At 63.8% G+C, this 26,812-nt stretch carries 28 protein-coding genes; 7 read left to right on the forward strand and 21 right to left on the reverse strand.

Annotated elements, in window-relative coordinates; translation table 11 throughout:
• Positions 1–7 precede the first annotated feature (7 nt).
• Positions 8–2,599, forward strand: a complete 2,592-nt coding sequence (locus ACEL92_RS12100) for a sugar epimerase family protein (RefSeq protein ID WP_374025775.1) — start codon at positions 8–10, stop codon at positions 2,597–2,599.
• 107 nt (positions 2,600–2,706) lie between these two features.
• Here the strand turns inward: ACEL92_RS12100 and ACEL92_RS12105 are convergent, their stop codons facing one another.
• From ACEL92_RS12105 to ACEL92_RS12115, 3 genes are all read right to left on the reverse strand, one after another.
• Entirely contained in the window at positions 2,707–3,939 is a 1,233-nt protein-coding gene (locus ACEL92_RS12105; protein ID WP_374025776.1) for a cytochrome P450, read from the reverse strand.
• 74 nt (positions 3,940–4,013) lie between these two features.
• The gene (locus ACEL92_RS12110; protein ID WP_374025777.1) at positions 4,014–4,334 is read right to left on the reverse strand and encodes a DoxX-like family protein; all 321 of its coding nucleotides are present in this window, start codon (positions 4,332–4,334) and stop codon (positions 4,014–4,016) included.
• A gap of 25 nt (positions 4,335–4,359) precedes the next feature.
• Positions 4,360–5,205, reverse strand: coding sequence for an SDR family oxidoreductase (locus ACEL92_RS12115; protein ID WP_374025778.1), 846 nt, complete (start codon positions 5,203–5,205; stop codon positions 4,360–4,362).
• 134 nt (positions 5,206–5,339) lie between these two features.
• On the opposite strand from ACEL92_RS12115, the gene ACEL92_RS12120 reads away from it, so the two are divergent.
• Complete coding sequence (locus ACEL92_RS12120) at positions 5,340–5,936, forward strand: TetR/AcrR family transcriptional regulator (RefSeq protein WP_374025779.1); 597 nt, start codon at positions 5,340–5,342, stop codon at positions 5,934–5,936.
• A gap of 154 nt (positions 5,937–6,090) precedes the next feature.
• Here ACEL92_RS12120 and ACEL92_RS12125 read toward each other — a convergent pair whose 3' ends face one another.
• From ACEL92_RS12125 to ACEL92_RS12195, 15 genes are all read right to left on the reverse strand, one after another.
• The gene (locus ACEL92_RS12125; protein WP_374025780.1) at positions 6,091–7,335 is read right to left on the reverse strand and encodes a cytochrome P450; all 1,245 of its coding nucleotides are present in this window, start codon (positions 7,333–7,335) and stop codon (positions 6,091–6,093) included.
• Positions 7,336–7,367: 32 nt separating this feature from the next.
• Positions 7,368–8,318: an SDR family NAD(P)-dependent oxidoreductase gene (locus tag ACEL92_RS12130; RefSeq protein ID WP_374025781.1), complete on the reverse strand. Its 951-nt coding sequence runs from the start codon at positions 8,316–8,318 to the stop codon at positions 7,368–7,370.
• 22 nt (positions 8,319–8,340) lie between these two features.
• Positions 8,341–8,760: a hypothetical protein gene (locus ACEL92_RS12135; RefSeq protein ID WP_374025782.1), complete on the reverse strand. Its 420-nt coding sequence runs from the start codon at positions 8,758–8,760 to the stop codon at positions 8,341–8,343.
• Positions 8,761–8,819: 59 nt separating this feature from the next.
• Positions 8,820–10,061, reverse strand: coding sequence for a cytochrome P450 (locus ACEL92_RS12140; protein WP_374025783.1), 1,242 nt, complete (start codon positions 10,059–10,061; stop codon positions 8,820–8,822).
• 10 nt (positions 10,062–10,071) lie between these two features.
• Positions 10,072–11,124 carry a dihydrodipicolinate reductase gene (locus ACEL92_RS12145; RefSeq protein ID WP_374025784.1) on the reverse strand — a complete coding sequence of 351 codons (1,053 nt, stop codon included), beginning with the start codon at positions 11,122–11,124 and terminating at the stop codon, positions 10,072–10,074.
• The gene (locus ACEL92_RS12150; RefSeq protein WP_374025785.1) at positions 11,121–11,552 is read right to left on the reverse strand and encodes a hypothetical protein; all 432 of its coding nucleotides are present in this window, start codon (positions 11,550–11,552) and stop codon (positions 11,121–11,123) included. Before ACEL92_RS12150 ends, ACEL92_RS12145 begins: the two co-directional genes overlap by 4 nt.
• 12 nt (positions 11,553–11,564) lie before the next feature.
• Positions 11,565–12,260, reverse strand: coding sequence for a hypothetical protein (locus ACEL92_RS12155; protein ID WP_374025786.1), 696 nt, complete (start codon positions 12,258–12,260; stop codon positions 11,565–11,567).
• Positions 12,257–12,385 carry a hypothetical protein gene (locus ACEL92_RS12160; RefSeq protein ID WP_007770904.1) on the reverse strand — a complete coding sequence of 43 codons (129 nt, stop codon included), beginning with the start codon at positions 12,383–12,385 and terminating at the stop codon, positions 12,257–12,259. Before ACEL92_RS12160 ends, ACEL92_RS12155 begins: the two co-directional genes overlap by 4 nt.
• Before the next feature lie 22 nt (positions 12,386–12,407).
• Positions 12,408–13,196 carry a CbbQ/NirQ/NorQ/GpvN family protein gene (locus ACEL92_RS12165; RefSeq protein ID WP_374025788.1) on the reverse strand — a complete coding sequence of 263 codons (789 nt, stop codon included), beginning with the start codon at positions 13,194–13,196 and terminating at the stop codon, positions 12,408–12,410.
• Positions 13,193–14,731, reverse strand: a complete 1,539-nt coding sequence (locus tag ACEL92_RS12170) for a nitric oxide reductase activation protein NorD (protein WP_374025789.1) — start codon at positions 14,729–14,731, stop codon at positions 13,193–13,195. The genes ACEL92_RS12165 and ACEL92_RS12170 overlap by 4 nt, the downstream gene beginning before the upstream one ends.
• A 189-nt stretch (positions 14,732–14,920) precedes the next feature.
• A complete protein-coding gene (locus ACEL92_RS12175) occupies positions 14,921–15,568 on the reverse strand; it encodes a hypothetical protein (RefSeq protein WP_374026189.1) in 648 nt (215 codons plus the stop codon).
• Between the two features lie 136 nt (positions 15,569–15,704).
• Positions 15,705–15,974, reverse strand: a complete 270-nt coding sequence (locus ACEL92_RS12180) for a cytochrome C oxidase subunit IV family protein (RefSeq protein ID WP_374025790.1) — start codon at positions 15,972–15,974, stop codon at positions 15,705–15,707.
• 3 nt (positions 15,975–15,977) lie between these two features.
• The gene (locus ACEL92_RS12185; protein ID WP_374025791.1) at positions 15,978–16,595 is read right to left on the reverse strand and encodes a cytochrome c oxidase subunit 3; all 618 of its coding nucleotides are present in this window, start codon (positions 16,593–16,595) and stop codon (positions 15,978–15,980) included.
• The gene (locus ACEL92_RS12190) at positions 16,588–17,367 is read right to left on the reverse strand and encodes a hypothetical protein (protein WP_374025792.1); all 780 of its coding nucleotides are present in this window, start codon (positions 17,365–17,367) and stop codon (positions 16,588–16,590) included. Before ACEL92_RS12190 ends, ACEL92_RS12185 begins: the two co-directional genes overlap by 8 nt.
• On the reverse strand, positions 17,364–18,128 hold the full coding sequence (locus ACEL92_RS12195; RefSeq protein ID WP_374025793.1) for a hypothetical protein: 765 nt from the start codon (positions 18,126–18,128) through the stop codon (positions 17,364–17,366). The genes ACEL92_RS12190 and ACEL92_RS12195 overlap by 4 nt, the downstream gene beginning before the upstream one ends.
• Positions 18,129–18,391: 263 nt before the next feature.
• On the opposite strand from ACEL92_RS12195, the gene ACEL92_RS12200 reads away from it, so the two are divergent.
• Entirely contained in the window at positions 18,392–19,642 is a 1,251-nt protein-coding gene (locus ACEL92_RS12200) for a cytochrome P450 (RefSeq protein ID WP_374025794.1), read from the forward strand.
• Here the strand turns inward: ACEL92_RS12200 and ACEL92_RS12205 are convergent.
• Positions 19,631–20,704: a dihydrodipicolinate reductase gene (locus ACEL92_RS12205; RefSeq protein WP_374025795.1), complete on the reverse strand. Its 1,074-nt coding sequence runs from the start codon at positions 20,702–20,704 to the stop codon at positions 19,631–19,633. The two genes, ACEL92_RS12200 and ACEL92_RS12205, sit on opposite strands and share 12 nt — an antisense overlap.
• A 69-nt stretch (positions 20,705–20,773) precedes the next feature.
• Positions 20,774–21,688, reverse strand: a complete 915-nt coding sequence (locus tag ACEL92_RS12210; protein ID WP_374025796.1) for an NAD-dependent epimerase/dehydratase family protein — start codon at positions 21,686–21,688, stop codon at positions 20,774–20,776.
• A gap of 437 nt (positions 21,689–22,125) precedes the next feature.
• On the opposite strand from ACEL92_RS12210, the gene ACEL92_RS12215 reads away from it, so the two are divergent.
• Entirely contained in the window at positions 22,126–23,253 is a 1,128-nt protein-coding gene (locus ACEL92_RS12215; RefSeq protein WP_374025797.1) for a dihydrodipicolinate reductase, read from the forward strand.
• 9 nt (positions 23,254–23,262) lie between these two features.
• On the opposite strand, the gene ACEL92_RS12220 is transcribed toward ACEL92_RS12215, so the two are convergent.
• Positions 23,263–23,862: a TetR/AcrR family transcriptional regulator gene (locus tag ACEL92_RS12220; protein ID WP_374025798.1), complete on the reverse strand. Its 600-nt coding sequence runs from the start codon at positions 23,860–23,862 to the stop codon at positions 23,263–23,265.
• A 209-nt stretch (positions 23,863–24,071) separates the two neighbouring features.
• Here ACEL92_RS12220 and ACEL92_RS12225 point away from each other — a divergent pair, with 209 nt between their 5' ends.
• The 3 genes from ACEL92_RS12225 (at position 24,072) to ACEL92_RS12235 (ending at position 26,811) form a co-directional block, all read left to right on the forward strand.
• Positions 24,072–24,860: an SDR family NAD(P)-dependent oxidoreductase gene (locus ACEL92_RS12225; RefSeq protein ID WP_374025799.1), complete on the forward strand. Its 789-nt coding sequence runs from the start codon at positions 24,072–24,074 to the stop codon at positions 24,858–24,860.
• A 65-nt stretch (positions 24,861–24,925) separates the two neighbouring features.
• Entirely contained in the window at positions 24,926–26,008 is a 1,083-nt protein-coding gene (locus tag ACEL92_RS12230; RefSeq protein ID WP_374025800.1) for a dihydrodipicolinate reductase, read from the forward strand.
• Complete coding sequence (locus ACEL92_RS12235; RefSeq protein WP_374025801.1) at positions 25,993–26,811, forward strand: mycofactocin-coupled SDR family oxidoreductase; 819 nt, start codon at positions 25,993–25,995, stop codon at positions 26,809–26,811. The genes ACEL92_RS12230 and ACEL92_RS12235 overlap by 16 nt, the downstream gene beginning before the upstream one ends.
• The last annotated feature ends 1 nt before the right edge of the window (position 26,812 follow it).

The following is a 26,812-nucleotide window of genomic DNA, read 5'->3' on the forward strand; positions in this document are numbered from 1 at the left end:
GCAATCAGTGAGAATCGCGGTCACCGGGGCCAGCGGTGTGCTCGGCCGGGGGCTCACCGCGCGCTTGCTCAGCCAGGGCCACGATGTCATCGGATTCGCCCGGCGCCGGCCCGAAAGCTGGCCGAGCGCGGCCGAATTCGTGGCGGCCGACATCCGGGACACCGCCGCGGTAAGCCGCGCCTTGGCCGGCGCGCACGTTGTCGCCCACTGCGCGTGGGCGGCGACGCCGGGAGACGACGACCGCCTCGCCCGGCAGGTCAACATCGACGGCACCCGCAATGTGCTGGCCGCAATGGCCGAGACCGGCGGCAGAAGGATCGTCTTCGCGTCGTCGGCACATGTTTACGGCGGCGGGGACGCACCGAGGACCGAGCACGACGCGAGAGCGCCGGTCAGCGCCGACGGTCGATACCAGGCAATGGTCGAGCAGATGCTCGAGGATTCTGGCCTGGAATGGGTCGCGATCCGCTCTGCGCTGATCATCGGCCGGAGTGTCGACAACTGGGTGCGCCGGCTGCTGGCGCTGCCCGTATTCCCAGACGGATCGGCCGACCGTCTCATGCAGGTCGTCCACTCCGACGACGCCCTTCGGCTATTCAACCGGGCGGTCCTGGATACCGAAATCGGCAGCGGCCCCGTCAATCTCGCCGCCCCGGGCGAGCTGACGTTCCGTCGGATCGCCGCGGCACTGGGACGTCCCGTCGTGCGCTTGGGCTTCGAACTGGCCGAGCTGCAACTGGTGCACGGCGCCGCCTTCATGGATACCGCGCGGTTGCGTGAGCAGTGGGGATTCCGGCCGGCCTGGAACTCCAGTGAATGTGCCGAAGATTTCGCGCTTGCGGTGCGCGGCCGCGTCACCGTGGGCAAGCGGGTGGTGTCGTTACCGTGGCGGATGGCCACCATCGGTGACCTTCCGTCCGTCGATGCGCCGACTGAGGACGGGGTGAAGCCGGATTTGGCCGGCCCGGCCGGCGACAACGGCGAATTCGATACCCCGATCGATCCACGCTTTCCGACTTTCCTGGCCACCAACCTGTCGGAAGCGCTGCCCGGCCCGTTCTCGCCCGCGTCGGCCTCGGCGACTGTGCGCGGGTTGCGCGCCGGCGGCGTGGCCATCGCCGAGCGACTGCGTCCCGGCGGCATCGTCCAGCGCGAAATCGCCACGCGGACCGTTGCCGTCTTCGCCCACCGGCTGTACGGGGCCATCACCTCGGCGCATTACATGGCCGAGACGGTGCCGTTTGCCAAGCCCACGACCATCGTCAGCAACAGTGGATTCTTCGGTCCCAGCATGGCGTCGTTGCCGATCTTCGGTGCGGAGCGTCCGCGCTCAGAAACCGGCCGGATCCGCAAGCAACTGAGGACCATTCGCAACATCGGGGTGTTCGGTGTCAACCTCATCGGCCTGTCCGCGGGCTCGTCGAAGGACACCCACGAGTTCGTCGCCGATGTCGATCGCCTCGAACGCCTGGCCGACGACGTCACCCGGCTGGACGATCGTCGGCTGCTTAGCCTCATCACGTTGGCGCGCGACGACGTGGTGCACGGCTGGGTGCTGGCGTCGGCGTCGTTCATGCTGTGTGCTGCATTCAACGTGCTGCTGCGCGGCTTGTGTGGGCGCGACACCGCCGCGCCGGCGGGACCGGAGTTGGTCAGTGCGCGTTCGGTCGAGGCCATGCAGCGGCTGGTGGTCGCCGCTCAGCGCGACCCGAAAGTGACAGCGCTGCTGGCCGAGCCGGGGGAGCGGTTGGGCAAGCTGGCCGTCGAGGCGCCCGAGTTTCACGCCGCCGTGTTGGCCGAGCTGGCGCTGATCGGGCATCGCGGGCCCGCCGAACTCGAGATGCTGTCGATCAGCTACTCCGATGATCCCGAGTTGCTCGTCCGGATGGTGACCAAAGCGATGAGCGCCGCCGGCGCGCCTCAGCCGCAGCGGCCACGTATTCCGCTGCACGCCAAGCCCGTGGCGCAGTTGGCCGCTCACCAGCTCCGCGACCGCGAAGTCCGTCGCGACAAGGTGGTGCGCGCCAACTGGGTGCTGCGCAAGCTGATGCGCGAGTACGGGCGGCGGTTGGTTGACGCCGGAGTCTTCGCCACCGCCGACGACGTGTTCTACCTGCTCGTCGACGAGCTCGACGCGCTGCCAACAGATGTCAGGGAGCTGGTGGCCCGGCGCCGTGCCGAACAGCGCCGGCTGGCCGCGGTGGTTCCGCCGACGGTGTTCAGCGGGAGCTGGCAACCGACCACGACAACGCCGGCGGCGCTCACCAGCGGGGAGACTCTGCGCGGTGTCGGCGTGTGCGGGGCCAAGGTGCGCGGGCGGGTGCGTATCGTGCGGCCGGAAACGATCGACGAGCTGCAGCCCGGCGAGGTGCTCGTCGCGGAGGTCACCGATGTCGGGTATACCGCGGCTTTCTGCTACGCCGCCGCGGTGGTGACCGAACTCGGCGGTCCGATGTCGCACGCGGCGGTGGTGGCCCGCGAGTTCGGATTCCCGTGTGTGGTGGACGTTGCGGGCGCGACCAAGACTTTGCCGCCCGGCGCGCTTGTCGAGGTCGACGGCACGACCGGGGAAATCCACGTGCTGGAAGTGGCCACTTAAGCGCGCCAACCCCAGTGCCGTAGTGGGCACCGCCCCCGAAAGTCCAGGTGGCCGCGGATCTTTGCGGGTGAATCGAAGCGCGTGTGGTCGCCTCCCGCAACCCCTACTCAGGCGGGGGTGAGGCGGATCGGCAAGCGGGTGGGTCCGCGTAGCGAGCTGTGGCTCGACCATTGCGTCGGACCCGCTGCAGTGATCCGTGCGACGCGGGTGACGAGTTGCCGCAGTACGGCTTGGGCTTCCATGCGGGCCAGCGGTGCGCCCAGGCACATGTGCGCGCCGTAGCCGAAGGCGACGTGCGTGCGCGGATCGCGGTCGGCGCGGTACTCATCGGGGTCCTCGAACGCGGTGGGGTCACGGTTGGCCGCGCCGAAGGACAGCAGCACACGTGAGCCGGTGGGGATGGTGACGTCGGCGATGCGGTAGTTGGCCCGGGTGTAGCGGTAGAGGTTCTGGATGGGCGTCGTGAAGCGGAGCTGTTCCTCCACGGCGAGGGGGATGAGGTCGGGGTTGGCGCGGATCAGGTCGTATTGGTCGGGCCGGCGGGCCAGGGTGTCGAACATTCCGCCCAGCAGGTTGGTCGTGGTCTCGTTGCCGGCGATCAGCAGGTGGACGGCGATCAGCAGAAGCTGACGGTCGGTGAGGCCGCCGTCGGTGTTGTGCTCGAGAAGGCGCCCGAGCACGGTGTTGGACCCCTTGAGTCCACCAGCTGCGAATTGGCTTGTGAAATAACGTTGTAACGACACCATCGCCGACATCGACTTGGCCGCGTCGACGACCCCGGACAGCGTGGACCTCAGTTCCATGACTCCCACGGCGCGTTCGGACCAACGACGAAAGTCGCCGACGTCGGTCTCGGGCACGCCCAGGATCTGGGCGATCAAGCGTATCGGCATCGGAATGGCCAAGCGCTGCACTACATCGCAGCCGGGGTCGTTCAACACGTCGGTGACGAGGTCGATGGCTAGCTTCTCAATCATCTCCTGCCAGGACTTCATGGCGCCCTTGCTGAATCCCGGCTGGACTTGCTTGCGTAGCCGGGCGTGTTCTTCGCCGTCGGTGACCACTGCCAGCGGGGCCGAGATCCTCAGTCGGGTCACCCCTTGGGTGCTGGTGACCTGGTCGGTGTCGCGCAACGCGGCCCGCACGTCGTCAAGCCGGCTGACGATGAAGGTCGCGCGCCTGGGGTTGTAGTGCACACGGCCGGTTCGGTGCAGGGCGCGGTACGCGTCATACGGGTCCGCGGCGGTGACCGGGTTCTGCGGGTCGTAGTCGCTGTTGATCGCGCCGGTCCAACCGTCGTAGCCGCGTCGGCGGGTCCGGATGGCGGCCGCGACGTTCATCCGCGCGAAGCTAGCGACTGGCCCGAGGTTTTTGGCTGCTCTCTGGGCGGTCTGTGTGATTGACACCGTGGTTCCTAACCGGCGCCCTGAACAGGGTGACTGTCGCCGCGGCGCGTGCGGAGTTGGGTGCGAAGGAGGCTGATCGTCAAGTAGCTGATGTAGCAAGCGGACAAGAGGGCCGTTGGTCTACGCGTGTCTGCGCGCAGCATGAGGACGCCGAGCGCCGTTTCGATCGCGCCGTTGACGTAGGTGAAAGTGCGAGCGTGGTTGGGGAAACCGAGGCGATTGAAGGGATCGAAGATCCGCGGAACGAGGAAGTGCGCAACGCCGATCAGGCCGGCCAGTAGGCCGAGCGCCCGACGTGTACGTGCGCCGCGGGCGTCGATGTCCGCCATGGCGATATCGTCCTTCTTTCCGGGGCTATGTGTTGCTGGCAGCTAGCGGAATCATGTTCTTGAGCGTGAACGCCGCCAGAACGCCGCCGTCGCAGGCGATGTCCACACCGGTGAGGTAGCCGGGTTTGGTCGAAGCGCAGAAAGCCAAGACTTCGGCGACTTCCTCGGGCTTTCCAAAGCGCTTCAGGGCAGCGATTTTCACCATCGCTCCCGATCCGGCTCGCTCCTCCAACCTGCCCATCTCGGTGTCGATGCTGCCCGGAGACACCGAGACGATGCGGGCACCGCGGCTGCCGAATCGGGCCGCCTGGGATGCGCTGTACCACATCACGAAGTTCTTGCTGATGGAGTACGCCAAACCGGGGCGAATTCCGGTGGGCACTCTTTTGCAGGCGGCGGTCATCCTGGCCATGAATCGGTCCTCGTTGCTTAGCGCGTCCTTGAACCGTCGCTTGGGGATGAACAACCGAGGGAACAGATGCGCGGCCATGGATGCGACGTTGACAATCGCGAACCCCTCAGACGCCAAGGGAAGAAAGGCCTCGTTGACGTGGACCGTGCCGAGCGCGTTGATCCGTAGAATGTATTCGGCATCGCCCATGCTCGGACTGACGCCGGCCGTGTGGATCACCGAGGTCACCGAGCCCGATGTCGCTGCGGCGGCGAACAGCTCGGTGACCGACGAGCGGTCGGTCACGTCGCAGTCGACCGCCACGCAGTCGATGCCGAGGGTCTGCAATTCGGCTGACGCCGCCTCCAGCCGCCTCGGGTTGACATCGCTGACGACGACCAGTCGGTCTTGCCCGACGATCTTGGCCGCGGCCAGTCCCATGCCGCCGGCGGCTCCGGTGATGACGCACACCTCGCGCATGTATCCACCTTCACGGCCGGACGCCGTACCCCGCGTCCGGTCACCATTAACGAGAAATAATTTCTCGTTAATGGTGACACATTTGGTCGCTGTTGCCTAGGCGGGACATCGAGCCATTGCTCTAGGTTTTGCATGTGAGCGAATCACGGCGGGGACGACCGCGGAGCGCGGCCGCGCACGAGGCGATCCTCAGCGCCACTCGGTCGCTCCTCGTGGAAGCGGGCTACGGCGGCGTCTCGATGGATAAGGTCGCCGCGATCGCCGGCGTGGGTACGCAAACGGTGTACCGACGGTGGCCGTCGAAAGGTCCCTTGGTCGCCGAGGCGGTCATGCGGGCCTACGACCAAACCGACTTCCCGCTTCCGAATACCGGAGACACGGTCGAAGACTTGAGAACGTGGATGCGCGCGTACGCCGAAATCGGTTCGTCTGCCGAGAATGTCGCCCTCATCCGCGCTCTCGCCGCCGCCGCTGCCGAAGACCTGAGCGACCGCGACACCCTGTATCAGCAACTCACCGGCCGTTTCCACGATGCGGTGTCGGATCGGTTGCGCGTCGGAATCTCGATGGGCCAGGTTCGCGGGGATGCCGACGTCGAAGCTGCCGCCGACGCACTGATTGGAGCCCCGCTCTACCGGATGCTCAGCGTGACGACGTCGGCGGAGGAAACGGCCGAACGCTACTACGGTCTGATAGACACGGTCATGTGCGGCATCTCGACGCCGAAGTAGGCCGGGCAGAAAGCGATTTTCCAGTGCCGGTACGGCGCGGCGCACCGTACCCGCTACAGCGATGGCGGTTGGCGCAGGTTCGACCGAGCGTTGATCTTCATGCGTCAAGCTCCCTGAGCGCGGTCGGTGCGGTCTCGTCGGGGCAATGACGGCGTCACGATGGTCCACCGAGATCGAGGCGAAGCTGAGTGGGTCCGCTCATGCCGAGAAGCGGCCGCCACGGCGGGGTTTCGACGCATCGCGGATGCGGCAGGCGGCGCGCGAGGATCTTGAGTGCTTCGGAAAGTTCGCGCCTGGCGAGGTTCGCGCCGAGGCAGTAGTGGGCGCCGCCGCCGAAAGTCAGGATGGGCGGCGGATCGTTACGGGTGATGTCGAAACGCGCGGGGCCGTCGTAGATGCACGGATCCCGATTGGCGGCGTAGGTGTTCACGATGATGAACGTGCCGGCTGGGAACATGTAGTCGCCGATCGTGACGTCGTCGGTGGCACTGCGAAGGGTGCTGCACATCGAGGGTGAGTGGCGCATGGTTTCCTCGACGGTTCTCATTCCGAGTTCGGGACGGTTCCGAAGTAGCGCCCACTGATCCGGATGTTCGCATAGGACTTGCATCGAGGCTGCTAATTGCGTACGCGTGGTGTCGGTTCCGGCTACCAGAATGCTGAATGCCAGCATCCGGACTTCGCCGGCATCGAGTCGGTCGCCTGGAAAAGCCGGGTCCTCGGCGCGGATGAGTTCGGAGAGTAGGTCCTCCGTCAGGGTGTTGCGCCGATCGGCGATCATCCCGTCGATGTAGTCGTCGAACGCGTCCCAGGCCTTGAGGACCTTGGGCTCTTCCTCGGCGAGATTGCAGTCGAAGCTGACAATTTTAAAGATGTCCTCGGCCCATTTCGAGAACAGCTGCCAGTCCTGCCGCGGCGCACCCAGCAAGGCGCAGATCACCGGGATCGGATAGGGCCGTGCGACCGCCTCGACGAACTCGCAACTCCCTTCCGCGACAACGGCATCAACGAGCTCGTTGATTACGGCGTGGATCGTTGCATCCATGCGAGCGGTTGCTCGCGGTGTGAAAGCCTTCGACACCAGGCCGCGTAGTCGGCGATGTTCGGCTCCTTCCATGCACAGGATGCTGCGCACGACCCGGTCCCAGAGCTCACCCGACGTCACGCCGTGTGCGGTGAGGTGGATGCCGGGGGGAATGCCGAACCGCGGGTCGCCGAGCACGGTGCGAGCAAGCTCATAGGAGATCACCTCGGGCCCAACCGGACCCAGAGCGATCGGGGCCAACTCTTGCGCCGCGCGAAACTGCGGGTAGATCTCCTGCGGTGTGTCGGTGACGTCATAGTCGAGCACCGGCAAACCGGCGTCAAAGACACTGGGCTTTATCGCGCCGACGGTCACGATGTCTCCTAGGGGTGCAGCTTGTCATTTGGTTAAATCGGTTGATAGGGCTTCAGAACGGCGCCCAGTTGAACCGCACCCGTGGGCCCGGCGGGGACCTCCCCAGGGTCGGGGATCATCGTCGCCGTGCGTTGGTCCGTGATGGTCGAGAGGTTGTCCCGCACCTTCTCGACCGTGAGATTGGTATCGGTGTATCCGGCGGTTTGGCCGAACACGCGTAGGCCGACGTTGCCGGCGGCCGCTTCGAGGTTGGCGCCAGACAGCGCGCAGCTCTCATGAGCGAGGTATGCGACAACGGGCGACACCAGGCTGGTGGGAAAGTGCTCTTGCATCAGCGAGGTGAAGGGCGACGCCTCATTGAAGTGGTGGATGGCGGTGGTGTTGGCGGCCGGTCCCAAGGCGTTGACCTTGATGCCGAATGCCTTGCCCTCGACCGCCAGTCCGCGCGTCAATCCGAAGATGCCGCTCTTGGCAGCACCGTAGATGGACAGGTGCTCGATTCCGAACATCGCCCCCGACGTGGTGTTCACAATCCGCCCGTATCCCGCCTCACGCATGTGCGGCCACGCCGCTCGGCACATCCATACCGTTCCCATCAAGTGGACGTCGACGATGCTGCGGATGTCGGCGCTGGAGATCTCATCGAAGTGCGCCATGAAGCAAACCCCGGCATTGTTCACCACGATGTCGACTCGGCCCCAGGTGTCTAGCGCCGTCGCTACGACACCGTGGGCGCCGTCTTCCTCGGCGACGCTGTGCCGATCGGCGACCGCCTCTCCGCCGGCCGCGCGGATCTCATCGACGACCTGCTCCGCGTTGGCCCGCGTGATTCCCCGCCCGTCCGGGCCCACGCCGAGGTCATTGACCACCACCTTGGCACCTCGCTCGGCGAGCAGGGTGGCGTGGGACCGGCCCAGGCTCGGGTGCTGGCCGCCCGCCCCGGTGACGACGGCGACGCGGCCATCGAACCGAAGTTCGCTCATGGCATCCCCTCTTCGTGACCGCTCAGGGCAGGTTGGTCGAGAGGAAGGTAAGGGGCAAGCCGAACACCGATAAGTCGATCTCCTCGAGGTAATTGCCCTCACCTTCGAAGCCTTGCCGGAACCGGGTGGTCGAACCGTAGCGCTTGGCGATGTCTTCTGCCGCTGACGCCCCGGGGACTTGCACCACCACCGTGAACACACCGTCGCCATGACTGGCCAGGAATTCCGCCACCGATACGGCAACCTCGCCGGTGGATCCGGGGTTGGGACTGATCAGCTCGATGCCGCGGTTCCAGTCCAACAGCACCCGGATCCCGAGCTCGTCGAGATTGATCTCGTCGAAGCTGAAGCCCAGTTCCGAAAAGAGCTGCCCCACAGCGTCATGTCGCTCACGTGTCACCGCGAAGACGACGTGATGCAACCGGGATGGGAAGTCGTTCATGGCTGAGCTCCGGTCGAGATCGGCGGACGAGGGGTGGCGCGGTAGGTCCGGTAGCTGGGTCATTGGCTGCCGAATTCTACGGGGAGGCTTGTCGGCCCACTCATGCCGAGCATCGGCTTCCATGGAGCCGGCCCGACGCGGCGTGCGTCGGGCATTCGGCGCGCCAGTATCTTGAGTCCTTCGGCCAGCTCGAGCCTGGCGAGGTTTGCGCCGAGGCAGTAGTGCACGCCGCCGCCGAAGGTCAATACCGCCGGCGCCCCTTTGCGCGTGATGTCGAGGCGGTCGGGATCGGAGTAGGTGGCGGGATCACGATTCGCGGCAAAGGAATTCACGAAAATATACGTGTCCTTCGGGAAGGTGTATCCACCTAACTCGACGTCCTCGTTCACGGTACGAACGGTATTGCACACAGCGGGCGAGTGGCGCATGCTCTCCTCGACCGCGGACATCGCCAGTTCTGGATGATCGCGCAATAACGCCCACTGGTCGGGGTGATCCAACAGCACCTGCATGGAGGCGGCCACCTGATTGCGGGTGGTATCTGTTCCCGCGAGCAACAAACCGGCCACGGTCATGCGCAGTTCGTCAGGGCTGAGACGGTCGCCTGCAAAAGCAGGGTCCTCGGCGCGAATGAGATTGGAAAGCAGATCGTCAGTCAAATGGTCTCGTCGTTCGGCTACCATCTCGTCGACATATGCGTCGAGCTCGGCCCAGCCGCGAAGGACGGAGGGCATCTCTTCAATAAGGTTGACCGAGAAGTTGACCATCTTGAAGATGGCTTCCGCCCACCTCTCGAAGTGTGTCCAGTCCGCGCGGGGCGCGCCGAGGAGAGCGCAGATGATGGGAATCGGATAGTGCCTGGCGACATCAGTGACGATGTCACAGCGGCGCGCCGGGGCAACGCCGTCGATCAGGTCGTTCATCACTTCGCCGATCGTTTCGTCCAGACGCGCGATTGCCCGCGGCGTGAACGCCCTCGATACCAGGCTGCGCAGCCGATGGTGTTCGGCGCCTTCCGCGCAGATGATGCTCCCGACGACCCTGTCCCAGAGCGGTCCCGAGGTCACCCCTTGTGCGCTCAGATGAAGACCGGGGGGGATCACGAATCGGGTGTCGCGCAGGATGTTTCGGGCGAGTTCATAGGAGAGCACTTCGGGGCCGAGTGGACCGATCGCGATGGGCGCCTGCCCCTGTGCGGCCCGAATCCGCTCGCAGACCGCGTGCGGTGGTTCGGTGACGTGATACTCGAGGGACGGAAGTCCCGCCTCGAAGACGCTGGGCGCGTGGGTGGTGGTGGTCACTTGCGTCCTCTCAGTTCCGCGCCAGCACTCCGCGCGGAAGAAGCAGGGGCAGGTCGTTGTAAGTGGCGATGCCGGGCGGCGCCGAGACGACAGCGGGTATTGCCGTGATCGCGGGCATGGCGGTGATGGTCAACCCGAGCATGACGTAGTCATCGATCGATTCGCCGTGAAAATCCGCTGGGGGCTCGAAACTCAATGTGCTCTTGATAGTCGGTCGGCCGTCCACGGTGATGGTGTAACCGAAGCTCGTCGACCAAGCCGGGACCAGAGATTGGCCTTTCGTCCATACACCGCGAACCTCGACCACTTCGCGCGCACCAGAAATTCCCTTCCACCGGACGTCGATGCCGGCGACGCAACCCTGCTTGATCGTCCAGTCACCGGGCAGCGGCAAATCTTTTGTGGCTACCGCATATTCGGCAACGCAGCGCACCTCGTCGAGCTGGACTCCGAGGGCGTCGGCCACCAGGAGCACCGCCTCGCGGAAAATGCCGGATCCTTTCTCGGTGATCGTGTGCAGGTCGGGCTGGTCGATCGGATAGCCGAAACCCATCGGGATCTCCGTTGCGGGCGAGTTGTAGATCGTGGTGTCGAAGGATTCGACGATGGAGATTCGGTCAACTCGATCCGAGATTCCGGCCGTGACAATCGCGAAGAGCTGGATGAATCCCGGGTTGATGCCGCTACCGAAAATCGTCGAGCCGCCGCGCGCACACGCGTCGCTGATCCGCTCACGGTCGCGGCCCAGTTGGTGCCCGGTGATGAACTCCGAAGTGGTGACGATGTTGATCCCGGCTTCGAGAATGCGGGTCACCTCGTCGACATTTGCGAACATCGGATTGTAGACAGCGCAATCGGGCTTCAAGTTCAGGAGTGCGTCGACGTCGTCGGTCGCACGTACGCCAAGTGGTTCGATGCCGCACAGCTCACCGACATCCCGGCCAACCTTGTCGGGAGACCACGCGTAGCAGCCGACGAGTTCCAATAACGAATTCGCGGCGATCGCGTGGACCGACTTCTTGCCGACGTTGCCGGTCGTCCACTGAACCACCCGAAAGGTCACGGGTGCGACGCCGCATGTTGTTGGGCCGCTTGGCGAGCCAGCCGTTCCTCGTGGATCCGGACCAGTTCACGGAACCCGAGCCGGTGGTACTTCGGGATAGGCTGGATGCCCCACACGTCCTGAGCGGTGGCCTTGCCTTCGGCGCCCTCCGGTGGACCGAACGGCGGGTATGGGTACTTGCACTCCAGGGTGTCGTTCGAGTACCGAATCTTCAAGAGTTCGCTGCAGATTTCGGTGAGACTCAGCGTTGGGTACCCGTAGTAGACCGCCATGAACGGCAGCGTGAAGGCGCCCTCGATCACCAGCGCCACCAAGCAAACCAGCACGGCGCGTTTGATCCATTTGTGCATTCGTGCGTAGTACGGCGTCGTTCCGGGCTCGAGATCGGTTGCCGGGTCTTTGTCTTCGGTGGTCGACGGTGCAGTCACTGCTTCGCTCCTTTAGTCGGCGAAGATTTCGCGGTTGACGGTGTGCAGGTAGGGGATGGCGAGGAAGGGGGTGATGTAGAAGATGTCGTAGAGCCACCAGCCGATGACGGGGAACACGACGCCGGCGTAGCGGACGTCGGCGAACATGGTCATGTTGAACACGTAGGCGGTCCAGATCACCACGCCCATCCAGCAGGTGACGACCATCCACTGATGACCCCAGCGCTTCATCTGTAGGAAGCCGATGGCGGCGGCCACCCGCATGGAGAAGACCGTCATGATCAAGCCTGCCACGTAGGCTTTTTCGCCCGGCCCCGCGGCGCCCCCGACCCAGAGCTCGTTGTAGTGCCAGAAGTAGCCGGCGTCGAACATGTTGCCCCAGCCCACCATCAGCACCCGGTTGATCAGGGTGTGGTTGGCGACCAGGTCCAGGGCCCAGCCCAGGCTGTTGAGCATGCCGTCGATCAGGGTCAGATAGCCGATCAGGGTTACGATCATCGGCCGTACCGACAGGCCGGAACGCAGGGCCTGGCGCTGCAGCCACACGCCCCGCATGAAGATGGGGAAGCCGATCAGGCCGGGCGCCCACATGCCCATCAACGCGGCGCCGACGATCATCCACTTGTCGGCGCGGCGCTGCGCCTCGCGCGACTCGTCGTGGTGTTCCTCCAGGCCCAGCGAATGCGCGTGCGCGGCGGACAGGGTCACAGGTCCCACCACCCTCGGGCGAACGACATGTAGAGCTGAACCCCGAACATGGCCAGCAGGTAGCCGTAGATGAAGATCTGGAAGATGATCAGCGCCCGTTTGCGCTTCTCCTCTTGTCGGTCCATGCCGTTGCTCCTCTCGTTAGGGCTAACTACTTGACGAGGACAGGCTGGCCGCCGCGACTTCACGAAGCCCGTCGGTGACCGCGCCGTCCGTGCTCAGCGGCGCGAGGATGCACGCGTCGGCCGCGTCCAATTCCGTCGCGCCCGCGGCGATCAACTGTGCGGCGGTGACCAGGACCCGAGTCGACGGCGGCTCGAAGTGGAACGCCTCGTCTGCCGTGCGGATCGCGACCGCGCAGCCGACCAGCCGCCGCGCGGTGGCCAACGGGATGCCTGATTCGGCGACGATCACCTCCGCCTCGCGGTCGGGCGGCAGGTAGCGCATCGCCAGCGTGACGAACCGTTGCCGGAACGAGGGTTTGAGCTCCTTGAGCGAGCTGCGGTACGCCGGGTTGTACGAGCACACCAGCATGAAGTCCTCGGGCGCCGTCACGACCTCACCCGCGCGGTCGAGGTACAGCGCGCGCCGGTGATCGGTGAGCGAATGCAGGATCGCCAGTGAGTCGTGGCGCGCTTCGACGACCTCGTCGAGGTAACAGATCGCGCCGGCCTTGACAGCACGGGTCAGCGGGCCGTCGGTCCAGACCACGTCGCCGCCGGTCACCATGAAGCGACCGACGAGGTCGGAGCTGGTGAGATCGTCGTGGCAGCTGATCGTGACCACGGGGCGCTGCAACAGCGAGCCCATGTGCTCGACGAACCGGGTCTTGCCGCACCCGGTCGGTCCCGTGAGCATGACCGGGATGCGCCGGTGGAAGGCCTGCTCGAACAGCTGGACTTCGTTGCCGTTGGCGAAATAGGTTTCGGTGGTCATGCGGCGACCAGTTCACGATGGACGTGGGCCAACACTCGTGGCAGCTCCTCTACGCGTCGGATGCGTTGTGATCGGCGGGGCCCGAAGACCTCCGGTAGCGGATCGACCCGGGTGGGTCCGACGCCGACGTAGTAAATCGACACGCCGGCCTCGTTGGCTTCCTCGACGGCGTGCGCGGCGTCGGCCCAGGCGTAACGGCCCTCGTAGCCCTCGTCGGAGATCAGTCCGTCACCGATGACGATCAGCAGGCGACGTTCCGACGGTTGAGCCAGTAGCCGGCTTGTCAAATGACGCAGCGGCGCACCGAGTCTGGTGTATCCGCGGGTGGACAGGCCCAGCCCGCTCGGCGGCACGAAGCGACGATCTTCGAAGTCCTTCAAACACCGCACCTCGACGCGATGACGCGTGTTGCCGGTGAACACGAAGACACCGTGTCGCTCGCGCGCCAGCGTCATGGCGCGCGAAAGCGCATCGGCACAAGCCAATTCCAGCTGGAAGACTCGACCGCCGTGCGCGCCCAACGACGAGCTGCCGTCGAGCAGTAAGGCGGTGGTCACATCGCGGCTGCTGGGCAGGAGGTCGCGAAACACCCTCGGTTCCTTGGCCTCGCCGGTAGACAGGTCGATGTAGTGGCTGACGTACTGGTCAACATCGAGATCCGATCCATCTTCGAGACGGTTGGTCATCGCCCGATGGGTGTGTTCTTCGAACCACTTGCGCACGTCGACGGCCACCGGAACCGGGCGGCGCGTGCCCGTGCCGTCGGCATGTTCGACCAGCTCTATCAAGGCGACGTGGTCGCGCATGAACCGCTGGGTCCACATGTTCCATTCGGGATAGGGGATCCCAGGCCGGTGTTGCGGGGTCACGTCGAGATCGTTGTCCTGCGGCCGGCTCGGCGGTGGCAGGTTGGGATTGCGCACGCCGCCGTCGCCGCCGACGGGAACCGAGTACGGTCGCGGAATACGTTTTTGCTTTGTCGTCCATGGCATCCGGCCAAAGCCGCGGCGCAACTTGTCGGTCAATCCGTGCGGCGCCGTGTACGCCAGCGGCAAGGCGCCGAGCAGCGGATGAATCGTCAGTTCTTGACCGGTGTTGGCCAACGCGATCGCCCGGTCGAGCATCTCCGCGGCGCTCATGTCGCCGGCTTCGATCCGTATGTCGGGGAGAAGCCGCCGGGCATCATGGAGCAGGCCGGGCCAGCGCGAGGCGATCCAGCCCAGCGCGACGCCGGCCTCGACCAGCGTGAGCGCTCGGAGTTCCCGGGCGGCGAGTTCGTTCAGGCGGTAGGAGGTGATGCGTTCTTTCGACGGTGCACATTGAAGGGCCACACCGCAGGTGAGGGTGCGGCGGGTCCACTCGGCCGGCGCTGGGTAGGGGAGGTGAACGAACGTCAGCGCCGCGTTCAGCCCGAAGCATCGCCGTTCACCCGTGACGAGTCGGACGCCTTCGCGGCGTTGCTCGCTCAGCGCGACTGCCGTGACGGCGCAACTGCGTTCCAGCGCCATCGCATGCGCATCGGAATACTCAGTCATCGGCCGAATCTCGCGTCGCCCACCTGTCCGATCCGCGGTTCAGAACGTGCCGATGTTGGAGAACAGCCAGTACCAGAACCAGATGATCAGTCCGGTGCCGCCCCACGCGGCGACGTAGCGAAGGATCTCCCATAGATAACCCACGATGTGACCTCCTCAGTGACGTAAGGACTTTCGGCGCGCGCATCTTCAGTCGGTGAAGAGCTCGCGGTTGACGGTGTGCAGGTAGGGGATGGCGAGGAACGGGGTGATGTAGAAGATGTCGTAGAGCCACCAGCCCACGACCGGTAGCACGACGCCGGCGAAGCGCACGTCGGCGAACATCGTCATGTTGAAGACATAGCCGATCCAGATCACCACGCCCATCCAACAGGTGACGACCATCCACTGATGGCCCCAGCGTTTCATCTGCAGGAAGCCGATGGCGGCAGCGATGCGCATCGTGAAGACGGTCAGAATGAGGCCGACCTCCCAGGCCTTTTCACCCGGACCGGCCGCCCCACCGACCCACAGCTCGTTGTAGTGCCAGAAATAGCCGGCGTCGAACATGTTGCCCCAGCCGTTGAGCAACACGCGGGCCAGCAGCGTGTGGTTGGCGACCAGGTCAAGTGCCCACCCGACGGTGTTGATCGCGGCGTCGATGATGACGAGATAGCCGAGCAACGTGACCAGCATCGGCCGGACGGACAGCCCGTCGCGCTGCGCCCCGCGCAGCAACTGGACACCCCGGAGGAACAACGGCAGCCCGAAAACGCCCAGGGCCGTGGTCCCGATCAGCAGGCTGCCGGAGATCAACCACTTGTCGGCCCGACGCTGCGCGAGCTGAGATCGTTTCATGTGCTCGTCGATGGTCAGTTCCGTGGCGATGCCGCGGTCATCGTGCAGCTTCGGCAGGCTCACGAACCCCTCCCGTCGTCGAGGCTGATTCGAGTATGCTTGTGCACTATAACACTGACTTGAGTCAGCGGGTACTTCACCACCGATAAGTCGCAAGTACCGCGGCGGCCATTAACACGATCCACGCATCGGTGAAGACGCGGAGCCACCGTGGGCCCGAGCGCACCTCCATGAAGTGCCGAATTATCAAGTACACCTTGCCGAACGCGATCGCCAGCACCACCAGAGCCACCGCCGTGGTCGCGTTGTGCCCGTACCCTTGTTCGGCGTGGCCCAATAGCCAAGTCACGATGGTGATCGCCGACAAGGCAATCCACACATAGGTGATTCTTCGGATGTTCGTCATTGGTTACCTCATCACGTAGAGCAGCGCAAAGATGATCACCCACAGGAGGTCTACCATGTGCCAGAACGTGGTGGCCTGCTCGACCACCTGCGCCTTCGGACTAGCCTTCGTGCGGGTGTAGACGATGACGACCGCCAGAATGCTCAGCCCCATGACGACGTGCAGCATGTGCACACCGGTCAAGACATAGTAGAACGACATGAATACGCTACTCGGAAACGTGTGGCCCCCTTGTATTTCCAGCCACCACTCAGTGAGTTTCAATACGATGAAGCCGACGCCGCACGCTCCGGCAGCGGTAAGTAACCGGGTGGTACGTCTACCGTCGCCGCCGCGCGCCGCCCAAACTGCCCGTGCGGCGAGCCACGAACTGAACAACAGCAGCAACGTATTGACCACGCCCAAGTCGAGGTAGAGATTCCGCTGCGCGGCGGTGAAAGCGGCGACGTCGCGAGCTCGGAAGATCGTGAAGGCGACGAAGTACAGACCGAAGATGATCATGTCGCCCAGCACGAAGAACCACATCGCCCCGTCACCGGGAAGATACGGAACTCGGCCAGTCTCCGCCGACTTCGAATCGGTTTTGGGTGACGTCAATTCGATTTGCTGCGCATCACTCATGGCACGGCTCCTGATGCACGCTCTCGATCGGTTGCCGTTGGATCGCCCGGTACAAGACGTAGAATTGGCACACCTGCCAGAAGACGTACACTGCGGTGTCAATGTAGAACGCCACCAAGCCGTTCCACGCGAAGGCGCCGGAGTGGAAATTGAACACCACCGCGGCCATGAACTCGGTGACGATCTGCCAGATCGTGGCGTAGGCGAACCACTTCGGGTAGACCTTGTTTCTGTCGAGCAGGATCGCCGCTCCCAGCACTGCCCACGCCGCGGCGAAGCAACCGAGGGATCCGATGTACGACAGAAATGCCATGTCGTATAGCAACATCAGTGTTTCCGGCGACCGTCCGGGCCGCAATACCGCCGTGAGAAACGCGAAGGCACCCCAGAGGAATCCCGGCGTAGCACCGACTGACAGGGTCGCGATGAACGCGTAAGAGAAGACGGGGTGCACCGACATGCGTCGGATCTGGTAGGCGATGAGCCCGTTCGCCGGCCCGACAAAGCCCGCGATCACCATCAGCGACCCAAACCCGATCTTGATGCCGAGCGACTGGTGATCGAAGAACGCGGCGACCTGCTCCGGGGTGAGGTCGGGCCGTCGCGGCGGCATCAACCGCGTCAACGGGACATAGATAACGCCTTGCAGCGCATAGAAGATCGGGATAGTCCACCACACCACCCAGAGGTCGATCTTCGGGCTGGCAAGCCACCCGCGCCGGCGCGAATCCGTGGCGATCGATGGGGCGAGCGGGGGAGCAGTGCGGGTCACGCGACATACCCCGCATCATCTTGCTGATCGGTGGAGGAATCGCGCGCTTGTTGCAGGACCGCGGCACGCAAGACGAAGAACATCACTGCGACGTACAGGGTCAATGCCGCCAACCGAAGCCAAAACGACACCGCACCGTTCCAGGCAAACGGACCGGTCGTCACCGTCGCGGCGGCCGCCGACGGTGCGATGCTGGCGGCGATCACCACGCTGAAAGGTGCTACCCAACGCGGCAGGATCGGCTGTTGCTTGGAGTCCAGGAAAACCGCGAACGCCAGGCAGAGGTTTTGCACAAAGATCATTCCGACGGGTGCGATGAAGATCATCCATGCCATGTCGTTGAGCAACTGGATCAATTCGGGACTGCGATCCGTCCGGAAAGCCGCCAGCAGCCACATGATATCGGCCATGGCGAATACCGTCGCGCCGCTGGTGGCCGCCGTCAGGTAGCAGTACCCGAGTACCTTGCTGGGCGTAGCCATCCGGTGCATTTGTACGACGATCACCGAGTAGAACGGCAGCAGCATGATGCCGAAGATGTTGAAGGTCACCATGCTGAAGCGGACTTCGGCCGCGTGGTTTCGATAGAACTCAGCGACATGTTGCGCCGACATCGTCGGTGACATCGGTGGAAAAAAGCCCGGGAACATCAGGAACGCAATCACTAGGAACAGGCCCATGACGGGCACGGTCCACAAACAAAGAAGCTGGGTCTTGACGATGAACCTGGCAGATACCCTCGGTTGATCGATCGTCACCATCTCCACTTCTCCTTCCGTGCGCGTGGTGCACCGATTGTCCGAAGCCACGAAAGGCCGGTCGGGGATTGGGCCGCACCAACTAGTTATCGGCCGCGAGCATTGCACCAGCATCGCGGCTAGCCCGCACCAGTGCTCCGCGGGACGACCCCAGCCCCACAGACACATCTAACGGCGATAATTGACTAAAGTCAATGACCGCGGGCTGGTACGGTACAGTCGATCCCAACATCGGCCGTAGTCACTGATCACGGGATGGAACAAGAATGGCGAGAACCGATTCCGAACCGCAACCGCTGTCGACAATCGTCTTCGACCCGTACTCGCCACAGTTCTTCAGTGACCCTTACCCCGTCTACCAGAGGCTGCGCGCCGAGGCGCCGGTCTACTACAGCGCAGCGCACGAGGTCTATGTACTGAGCCGCTACGAACATGTGGCTTCGGCGATCAAAGATTTCGAGACTTTCTCCTCGTCACGAGGGATCACGTTAGACCTCGTCAAGGCCGGCGCAGTCGTCCCCGGACATATTCTGCAGATGATGGATCCGCCGGAACATCGGCGCATGCGCGGTCTGATCAACAAGGTGTTCACCCCTCGCGCCATCGGCGCCCAGGAAGCCATGGTGCGTTCGACGATCAGCCGATACGTTGGTGCGCTCGATGCGGACGGGTTCGACGTCGTCACGGATTTCTCCGCATTGTTTCCAGTGGAAATAATCGCGACGATGCTCGGTGTGCCGCAAGAGGATCGGCAACAAATACGACATTGGCAAGACGCGATACTCGACCGTGCGGCCGGCCAGGGCGACATGAGTGACAGTGGCAGGCGTGCCATGCAAGACAACCAAAAGTATTACCGCGACCTGGTGGCCCGACGGCGCGCCGACCCACAGGAAGACATGATATCCGCGCTGATCGCCGTAGAAGTCGACCGTGGCGACGGCATCAGCACTCGCCTCGAGGACGACGAAATCGCGGGCTTTTGTATGCAACTGGGCGCTGCGGGTTCCGAGACGGTGACAAAGCTGATCGGCAGCGCGGTGGTGCTTTTTTCACAGCACCCCGATCAGTGGCGAGAGCTTGGCGACCACCGAAACAAGATCCCGGCGGCTGTCGAGGAGGTCCTGCGCTACGACGGTCCAGTGCAGTACAACTGCCGCTACAGCCTGGCGGAAACGTGTGTACATGGCGTTACCATCCCGGCCCGCGGTGCGGTGATGCTCCTCGTCGCATCGGCGAATCGCGACGAACGCGTATTTCCTGATGCCGATGTCTTCGACATCGACCGTGGCCGCGACCGGGTACCGTCTCTGGGATTTGGCTACGGCATCCACAGCTGCCTGGGCGCGGCATTGGCCCGGATGGAAAGTGCTGTTGCTCTCGAACACCTGCTGGATGTGCTACCTGAGTTCGCCGTCACCACCGACAAATTGCTGCGCGTTTCGATGACGAATGTCAACGGATACTCACACGTGCCCGTCAGGCGAGCGGCACGGACTACGTCATCAACGCACTAGGTGCGGCAGCATATGCGCGGGCGGGATGTCTTCCAGGGCAATCAAACCCGCAGGCGCGTCGCATACCCAGTTGATTGCGTTCAGCACGCGCGCCGCGGTTGACATGCATGCGGCGTCGGTGGAGTCGAGCAACGGATGAGAGACGTGCGTGTTGATTTCGATCCGAGGGTCGCCCTCGACCACCACGCGATGCACCCCGGTAAGCCCTTCCGGAGGGTAGACCCAATCGGGCCCTGCGGCGTTTGTCAACCGTGTGACGTGCTCAATGGTGATGACCGGTTCGCCGTCGATGACCCCCTCGACCGCGAACCGAACAGCCGCGCGTCCTCCCGGTTCGACCGTCATCATGGTGCATTCGATTTTTTCTGGGGTATACCAGCTTTCAGTCCGCTGACGCGTCTCATCCAGTTTCAGCCCCATCAAGTCGGCCAGCCGTCGTACTTGCCCTCCCCACATGAAATCGACGATGCCCGGTTGGAACAGCAGCGGCGGGTCGTCGTCCGGCCTTTTGTTGAAGCCCATTCCCTCCCCGGTGAACTCGGCATCGTCGTAGCTTCCGTAGTCGAATATCTCCTGGACGGTTATCGACCGCGCCAGGGTGGCCAGACTCAGCGCCGTGTGGGTCAGGGTATCGGCCGAGAAGCCCGGATCCACCCCATTGACGTAGAGCGACGAGTTGCCCTTCTCGCAGGCCTGGGCCAACGGGTCTCGTATCCAATCTTGCGCATGACTGGGTGCGACCAGCCAGACCAAGGAAGTGCTCACCACATTGGTCCCCGCAGCAAGAAATTTCGCCATCTGATCGATTACCTCGACTGGGCGGGTCTCTGCCTGCGCGGCGAAGACCACGCAGTCCGCGCCGAGGTCGACGAGCGCGTCGACGTCATCCGTGGCGATGACACCCGTCGCCTTGTCGATCCCACAGAGTTCGGCGGCGTCGCGGCCGACTTTGCCAGGGCTGGCGGCATGTACGCCGACCAACTCGAGGTCCGGCCTTTCGATTATCGTCTTCAGGGAATGCCGGCCGACATTGCCTGTCGAGAACTGAATCACCTTACGCACTGCCAAGCCTCCGTTTCACCACTCCTGGTTAGCAATCGTTTTCCCGTGCGCGGCTGAGAGATGGAGCCGCTAACCGGCGTCGATCAGACCGAGCTTGGAGAAGGTGTCGCGAACGCCGTCTTTCCAGTGCTGAGAGCACTTGCCGATCAGCTGCTCGCGGCGGGTGTTATCGGACCAGAAGCTGTCGAAACTGACGGGCGACTCTATGAAGCTGGCAGTGACGCCCGTAAGTCCGGCGACGTATTCGCCCATCTCCTGGTCGGTCACCGGATCGTCGCCTCCCCAGTTGACGACAGTCGCAGGGACAGTGGCAACTTCGAGCAGCGTGTGTGCTTGTTCGGCGATATCAACGCCGCCGATAGGTGATCCGATGTTGTGGTAGCCCACCGGCTTGAGCCAAGGTTGCCCACCCTTGAAGGTGTGGTATTGCATGACGGGCAGCCCGCCATGTCCCGTCCAGCTGTACCCGACATTCATCCGGGCGATGGTGGTCGGAAGATTCAGCATGCGGGCGGCGGCGCGAACACTGCCCTCCGACGTCAGCTTTGCGACCGGATAGACCTCGGCATAGCTGGCCAGACCACCGAGTGGGTCGGTCTCGGCGTAGGCGTGGTTGGGATGATCGGCATGCGGCTTGTAAACACATGTGCTCGACACATGAAGGAAAGCTTTTGCCTTGCGGCAGTGCTGCATCAGCAGTGCCGAGCCCTCGGCGTTGTTGGTAATGGCCTGGTCATAGTCGGGGCTGAGGTTCAACGCCGAATGAACCACATGGGTAAAGTCATCCGGTAGCGCCGAATTGTCGCCGGTGTCCATATCCCACACGCACGTCTTGATTCCAAGAGCCTCTAGTTCTGCTCGACGGTCGGGGTTGCTGAAGCGCGCCGCAACCCACACTTCGTTGTCTTTGGCGAAGTCCTCGGCAATCGGGCCCGCAATCTGGCCCGTACCACCCGTCACCAGGACCTTTCGGTCTTGAAGCATGCCCGGAACCCTCTCATTCGCCGACGATCGGTCGAAGATAGTTACTGACTGTACTCAGTGAAAGTACTGCTTCGTCAAGCGAAGGTCGAGCAAAATCTCCCGGAGTGTTCCGCCGGAGGTTTCGGACGGTGCCACGCAAGTCTCGAGGTTACTTGGCTGATGCAACAGCAAGGTCAGCTGTCCAGGCACGTCTCGCGCCCGGCGCAGAATGACGACCGATATCGCTCGACCGCCCGCCACTGGCGCAGTGCGTAGCGCCGACCCTGCTACTGACAGGAGTCAGGTAAAAGTCGTTGACACGATGCTGACGGGGTGCCTACGCTCAGCGAGCGGGTCAGCCGCTCGGGATTGGCGAACTGGCCACGCCCGTCAGCCCGATGTGCTGGTGGGACGAACGCCCGTTCGTCATTACTTGTCGGGCACGCAAGGGAGTAGCAATGACGCTCACCGAAGAGAAGGCCGAGACGCCAAAGTCGCCGGCGGAGCGGAAGTATCGTGTTATTCAATGGGGTGTCGGCAATGTCGGAACGGTAGCGCTGCGCCACTTCGCCCACAACCCGGCCTACGAGCTGGTCGGAGTGCTCTGCAATCGTCCCGAAAAGGTCGGCAAGGACGCTGGCGAGTTGTGCGGCAAGCCACCGACCGGAGTGCTTGCGACCGACGACAAGGCCGCCATCGAGGCTCTGGATGCCGATTGCGTGTTTTATGCGCCGCTATGGTCCGATCCGGACGAGGTGTGCCGCTTGCTGCGCGGCGGAAAGAACGTCGTCGCGTCGGGCGGCGCGTGGTGGTATCGGACCGAGCACAGTCAGGCGGATATCGACAAGATCCACGCCGCCTGCCTCGAAGGCGGCACATCATTTCACGCAGGTGGGGTCAACCCTGGTTTCGCGGGCGATCTCCTTGTCCTCACGCTCGCCCGGATCGTCAGCCAAATCGACACCATTCACATCTACGAGGTCGTGAACTTTGGCCGGGACACCTTGAAGTACTTGTTCGAGATGGGGATGGGCAGCGACCCAGCAGGCTTCGAGGACGGCCCCAACCTGCTGGGCCAAGCCTGGCCGTTGTTCGCCCAGTCGATGGCAATGATCGTCGAGAACATGGGCGAAACGGTCGAAAGGTACACGACCGAGGTGAAACTCGGGGTCGCCACGCGGGACATCCCCTTCGAGGGCGGGGAAAGCAGTGACATGCCGGGCTTCAAGGGAGTGATCAAGGCGGGCACCGTGGCGCGCCAGCATCACAAATGGACGGCGTGGGTCCATGGCCGCCCGCTCATCGTCTTTCACGAGATCTATACAATGGACACCTATGATGCCATTGAGCCACAGGAAGATTGGCCTCAGCACTATCACTACCGCATCGTCATCGAGGGCGATTCGTCCACGGAGCTGATCATGCAAGGAGCGCAGGACCCCGACGGTGGTTACGCATTGCCCGGCTACACCTGGACCGCCATGGGTCCGGCGAATGCCATCCCGGCCGTCTGCGACGCCGCGCCCGGCTTCATGTCCCACAACGAGCTTGGGCTCATGCCGCTGCGCGGCGTGATACGCCCCTGACGCGCTGGGTCAGGGCTTCAAACTCCGCAACGTCCGCGTGACGTAGTCTTCCAGCAGGCTGTGGCCGGTCGGCCAGTGATTCGTCGTGATCAACAGGGCATAGAGGCCCAGTAGGAAGAACACCGCACTGTTCATGGCATTGACATCGGGGTCGATGTCGCCGTGCTCCTGGGCTTGGGCGATTTCCTGGGCAACCAGGACGATAAGCGGGTGATCCGTGCCGTCTTCGGTCTGCGGACGGGTCTGGGAAAAGTGCAGTGCCAGAAAGTCATTGAAAAGCAGATCGCCGAGTCGACGTTCCAGGCCGACGACCAGGCGGACCGCCTCGTTCAGAGCGGAAGCCAGGTCGTGCTTCGACTTCAGGAATTGAGCGAATTGTTTGGCGATGCGGTCTTCTTCCCGGCGCTCCAGCTCCAGCAGCACATGCTCCTTGGTGGGGAAGTGGAAAAAGAAGGTGCCGTGTGCGACTCCGGCGGCGGCCACGATGGCACTCACATCGGCCTCGGCCATTCCGGCGCGGGCGAACTCCGCAATCGCGGCGCCCATCAAACGCTCCCTGGTCTGTAGGCGCTTGGCTTCGCGCGCTGACAGGCGGTCTGTCACAGGCATTTCGTTCCTCACGGTTGACCTGACTTGAGCCAGAACTTCGAGGCTGACCCAACCATTATGCCGTCTGTGAGCCAGAAAGGCTTGTACAACCTTGAGATTCTCGGATTGCATCCGCGAGGGCAGTCTTCAAAAGCGATGAAGTCATTGACTTTAGTCAATGATGTTCATAGATTGAACGGCGCACGCCACGGTGATCAAAGGAGCTTGGCATGGCACTGGAGCAATTCCGGCTCGATGGACAGGTCGCGATCGTCACGGGTGCCGGCAAGGGCGTCGGGGCGGGTATCGCGCGGGTCTTGGCGGAGGCAGGGGCTACGGTGGTCGGAACCGCGCGCACCGAGGCGGATATCGTTGGCACGATCAAGGGTATCGAGGCGGCGGGCGGCAAGGGGCTGGCGCTCGTCGCCGACGCGATGAGTCGTCCAGACGGAGAGCGGGTCGTCAGCACGGCCATGGAAAGCTTTGGGCGCATTGACATTCTGGTGAACAACGTCGGCGGTTCGACCTATGCGCGGTTCCTCGACATCACCGACGAGGACTTCCGGCACACCTTCGACTGGTGCGTGACCTCAGCATTCATCATGAGCCAGCTCGTAGCCCCCCATATGATCGACGCGGGACACGGCTCCATCATCAACATCTCGTCGGGCTCGGCGCGATTCGGCATCCGGGCGCTGACCGCCTACTGCGTGGCGAAGGGCGGCCTCGAAGCGCTCACCCGCGCCATGGCACAGGAACTCGCTCCCAAGATTCGGGTCAACGCGATCGCCTTGGGGTCGTTCGCCACTGATGGGCTGAAGGGCAGCTTGGACCTGATGCCCGGGTCGCTGGAGAAGATGCAAGAGGCCACACCGTTGCATCGGTTGGGCGACGTCGAGGATCTCGGGCGCCTTGCGGTGTACCTGTCAACGCGTGATTGTTACGCGACCAACGCGACCTTCCACGTCGACGGCGGTATCGATTCGAGCAATTCGCCGCTGCCAATACCCGATTACTGAACATGCGCGGCGCGCAAACGCGTCATGATGGTGCAGCTAACGGCCGCTGGGAGGACGAGATAGTCGTGCGCAGAGTCATACAATTCTCTACCGGCAACGTCGGCAAGCATTCGTTGCGGGCGATCATCGGCAGGCCGGATCTGGAACTCGTCGGCGTGCATGCGGCCAGCCCCGAGAAGATCGGGCGGGATGCCGCGCAGTTGTGCGGGCTGGACACGCCGACCGGCATCGTCGCCACCGACGACATCGACGCACTGGTGGCCCTCGGGGCCGACTGCGCGGTGTACACGTCGCAGGGCGAGACGCGGCCGATGGAAGCGATCGAACAGATGGCCAAGTTCCTCGCGGCCGGCACGAATGTCGTCGGCACGTCGATGGTCTGGCTGGTCACACCGCACCACGCCGACGACTGGCTGCGGGAGCCGCTGGAGCGCGCGTGCGCGGCCGGCAACTCCTCGCTCTACGTCAACGGCATCGACCCCGGGTTCTCCGGCGACACGCTGGTGCACGCGGCGGCCAGCCTGACCACCCGGATAGGGTCGATCACCGTGCAGGAGATCTTCGACTACGGAAACTTTGACGACGCCGAGTTCACCGGCGCGGCAATGGGATTCGGGACGACACCCGATGACGATTCGCCGATGATGTTCCTGCCCGGGGTGGTCGTGTCGATGTGGGGCGGTCAGATCCGCAGCCTGGCGGACAATCTGGACATCAAACTCGACGACGTGCGCCAGCGCGTCGAACCCTGGTACACACCGGAGCGTATCGAGTGCACCATGATGACGGTGGAACCCGGACGGATGGCCGCCGTGCGGTTTGCCACCGAGGGCGTCCGCGACGGCAATCCGGTCATCACCCTCGAGCACGTCACCAGGCTCACCCAGGCCGCCGCACCCGACTGGGAATTCCCACCCGACGGTCACACGGGTGTGCACCGCGTCGTCGTGCAAGGCGAGCCGCGGGTGGAAATCAACACCCACGTTTCGCATCCCCTGTTCGATTCCACTGACGCGGGCTGCATCTCGACGGCCGGCCGGGTCGTCAATGCGATCGATTGGGTATGCCGCGCCCCGCAAGGACTGATCGGCGTCGAGGACATTCCGCTCTCCGCGACGATGCGCGGCCTGATGTGGAGCGAGCAGTAAACGGGCGCGTCGCCGGTAAGCGCATTCTGGTTACCGGCGCCGCGCGCGGGTTGGGTCGCAGCCACGCGTTGCGCCTCGCCGAAGAGGGAGCGGACCTCATCCTGGTCGACATCTGCCAATCCCTGCCCCAGATCGAGTATCCCCTGGCCACCGAAGACGACCTGGCCGAAACGGGAAGGCTGGTAAAAGATTTCGGGGCGCGCTGCGTCAGCCGCATCGTCGACGTCCGCGACGAGGAAAAACTGCGGTCCGCGGTCGACGCGGGCGTCGTCGAGCTGGGCGGTCTCGACGGCGCGGTCGCCAACGCCGGCGTACTCACGGTGGCGTCCTGGGATGAGACGACCGCCGAGCAGTGGCGCACGGTCGTCGACATCAATCTCATCGGGGTGTGGAACACCTGCGCGGCCGCGATACCCCACTTGCTCGACCAGGGCGGCGGCAGCCTGGTCAACGTGAGCTCCGCCGGCGCCATCAAAGGCTTCCCGCTGCAGACGCCCTACACGGCGGCCAAATACGGCGTGGTCGGCGTGACACTGGCGCTGGCCAACGAATTGGCGGCACAGAACGTGCGCGTCAACGCTGTGCTGCCGACCGGTGTTCCGACAGGAATGATCCCGCCGTCGTTCGGCCCTCTCCTGGGCGAACGGCGGTCCGACCTGATTCCCATCTTCGTCAACGCGATGCCCACACCGGCCATCGAACCCGCGGAAGTCAGTCACGCGGTTTTGTTCCTGCTCTCCGACGAGTCACGTTATGTGACGGGGCTGCAGTTCAAGGTCGACGCCGGGGTGACCATCAACTGAG

The organism is Mycobacterium hainanense, from assembly GCF_041890355.1.
GTDB classification, from domain to species: Bacteria; Actinomycetota; Actinomycetes; order Mycobacteriales; family Mycobacteriaceae; genus Mycobacterium; species Mycobacterium hainanense.

Coding starts and splice junctions, on each gene's coding strand:
- ACEL92_RS12175 (WP_374026189.1), bottom strand. CDS start 15,568: ATGAAACGATCTCAGCTCGCGCAGCGTCGGGCCGACAAGTGGTTGATC.
- ACEL92_RS12195 (WP_374025793.1), bottom strand. CDS start 18,128: ATGGTGACGATCGATCAACCGAGGGTATCTGCCAGGTTCATCGTCAAG.
- ACEL92_RS12185 (WP_374025791.1), bottom strand. CDS start 16,595: ATGAGTGATGCGCAGCAAATCGAATTGACGTCACCCAAAACCGATTCG.
- ACEL92_RS12165 (WP_374025788.1), bottom strand. CDS start 13,196: ATGACCACCGAAACCTATTTCGCCAACGGCAACGAAGTCCAGCTGTTC.
- ACEL92_RS12220 (WP_374025798.1), bottom strand. CDS start 23,862: ATGCCTGTGACAGACCGCCTGTCAGCGCGCGAAGCCAAGCGCCTACAG.
- ACEL92_RS12105 (WP_374025776.1), bottom strand. CDS start 3,939: ATGAACGTCGCGGCCGCCATCCGGACCCGCCGACGCGGCTACGACGGT.
- ACEL92_RS12130 (WP_374025781.1), bottom strand. CDS start 8,318: ATGAGCGAACTTCGGTTCGATGGCCGCGTCGCCGTCGTCACCGGGGCG.
- ACEL92_RS12200 (WP_374025794.1), top strand. CDS start 18,392: ATGGCGAGAACCGATTCCGAACCGCAACCGCTGTCGACAATCGTCTTC.
- ACEL92_RS12210 (WP_374025796.1), bottom strand. CDS start 21,688: ATGCTTCAAGACCGAAAGGTCCTGGTGACGGGTGGTACGGGCCAGATT.
- ACEL92_RS12225 (WP_374025799.1), top strand. CDS start 24,072: ATGGCACTGGAGCAATTCCGGCTCGATGGACAGGTCGCGATCGTCACG.
- ACEL92_RS12135 (WP_374025782.1), bottom strand. CDS start 8,760: ATGAACGACTTCCCATCCCGGTTGCATCACGTCGTCTTCGCGGTGACA.
- ACEL92_RS12110 (WP_374025777.1), bottom strand. CDS start 4,334: ATGGCGGACATCGACGCCCGCGGCGCACGTACACGTCGGGCGCTCGGC.
- ACEL92_RS12160 (WP_007770904.1), bottom strand. CDS start 12,385: ATGGACCGACAAGAGGAGAAGCGCAAACGGGCGCTGATCATCTTCCAG.
- ACEL92_RS12115 (WP_374025778.1), bottom strand. CDS start 5,205: ATGCGCGAGGTGTGCGTCATCACCGGAGCCGCCGGCGGCATGGGACTG.
- ACEL92_RS12170 (WP_374025789.1), bottom strand. CDS start 14,731: ATGACTGAGTATTCCGATGCGCATGCGATGGCGCTGGAACGCAGTTGC.
- ACEL92_RS12215 (WP_374025797.1), top strand. CDS start 22,126: ATGACGCTCACCGAAGAGAAGGCCGAGACGCCAAAGTCGCCGGCGGAG.
- ACEL92_RS12180 (WP_374025790.1), bottom strand. CDS start 15,974: ATGACGAACATCCGAAGAATCACCTATGTGTGGATTGCCTTGTCGGCG.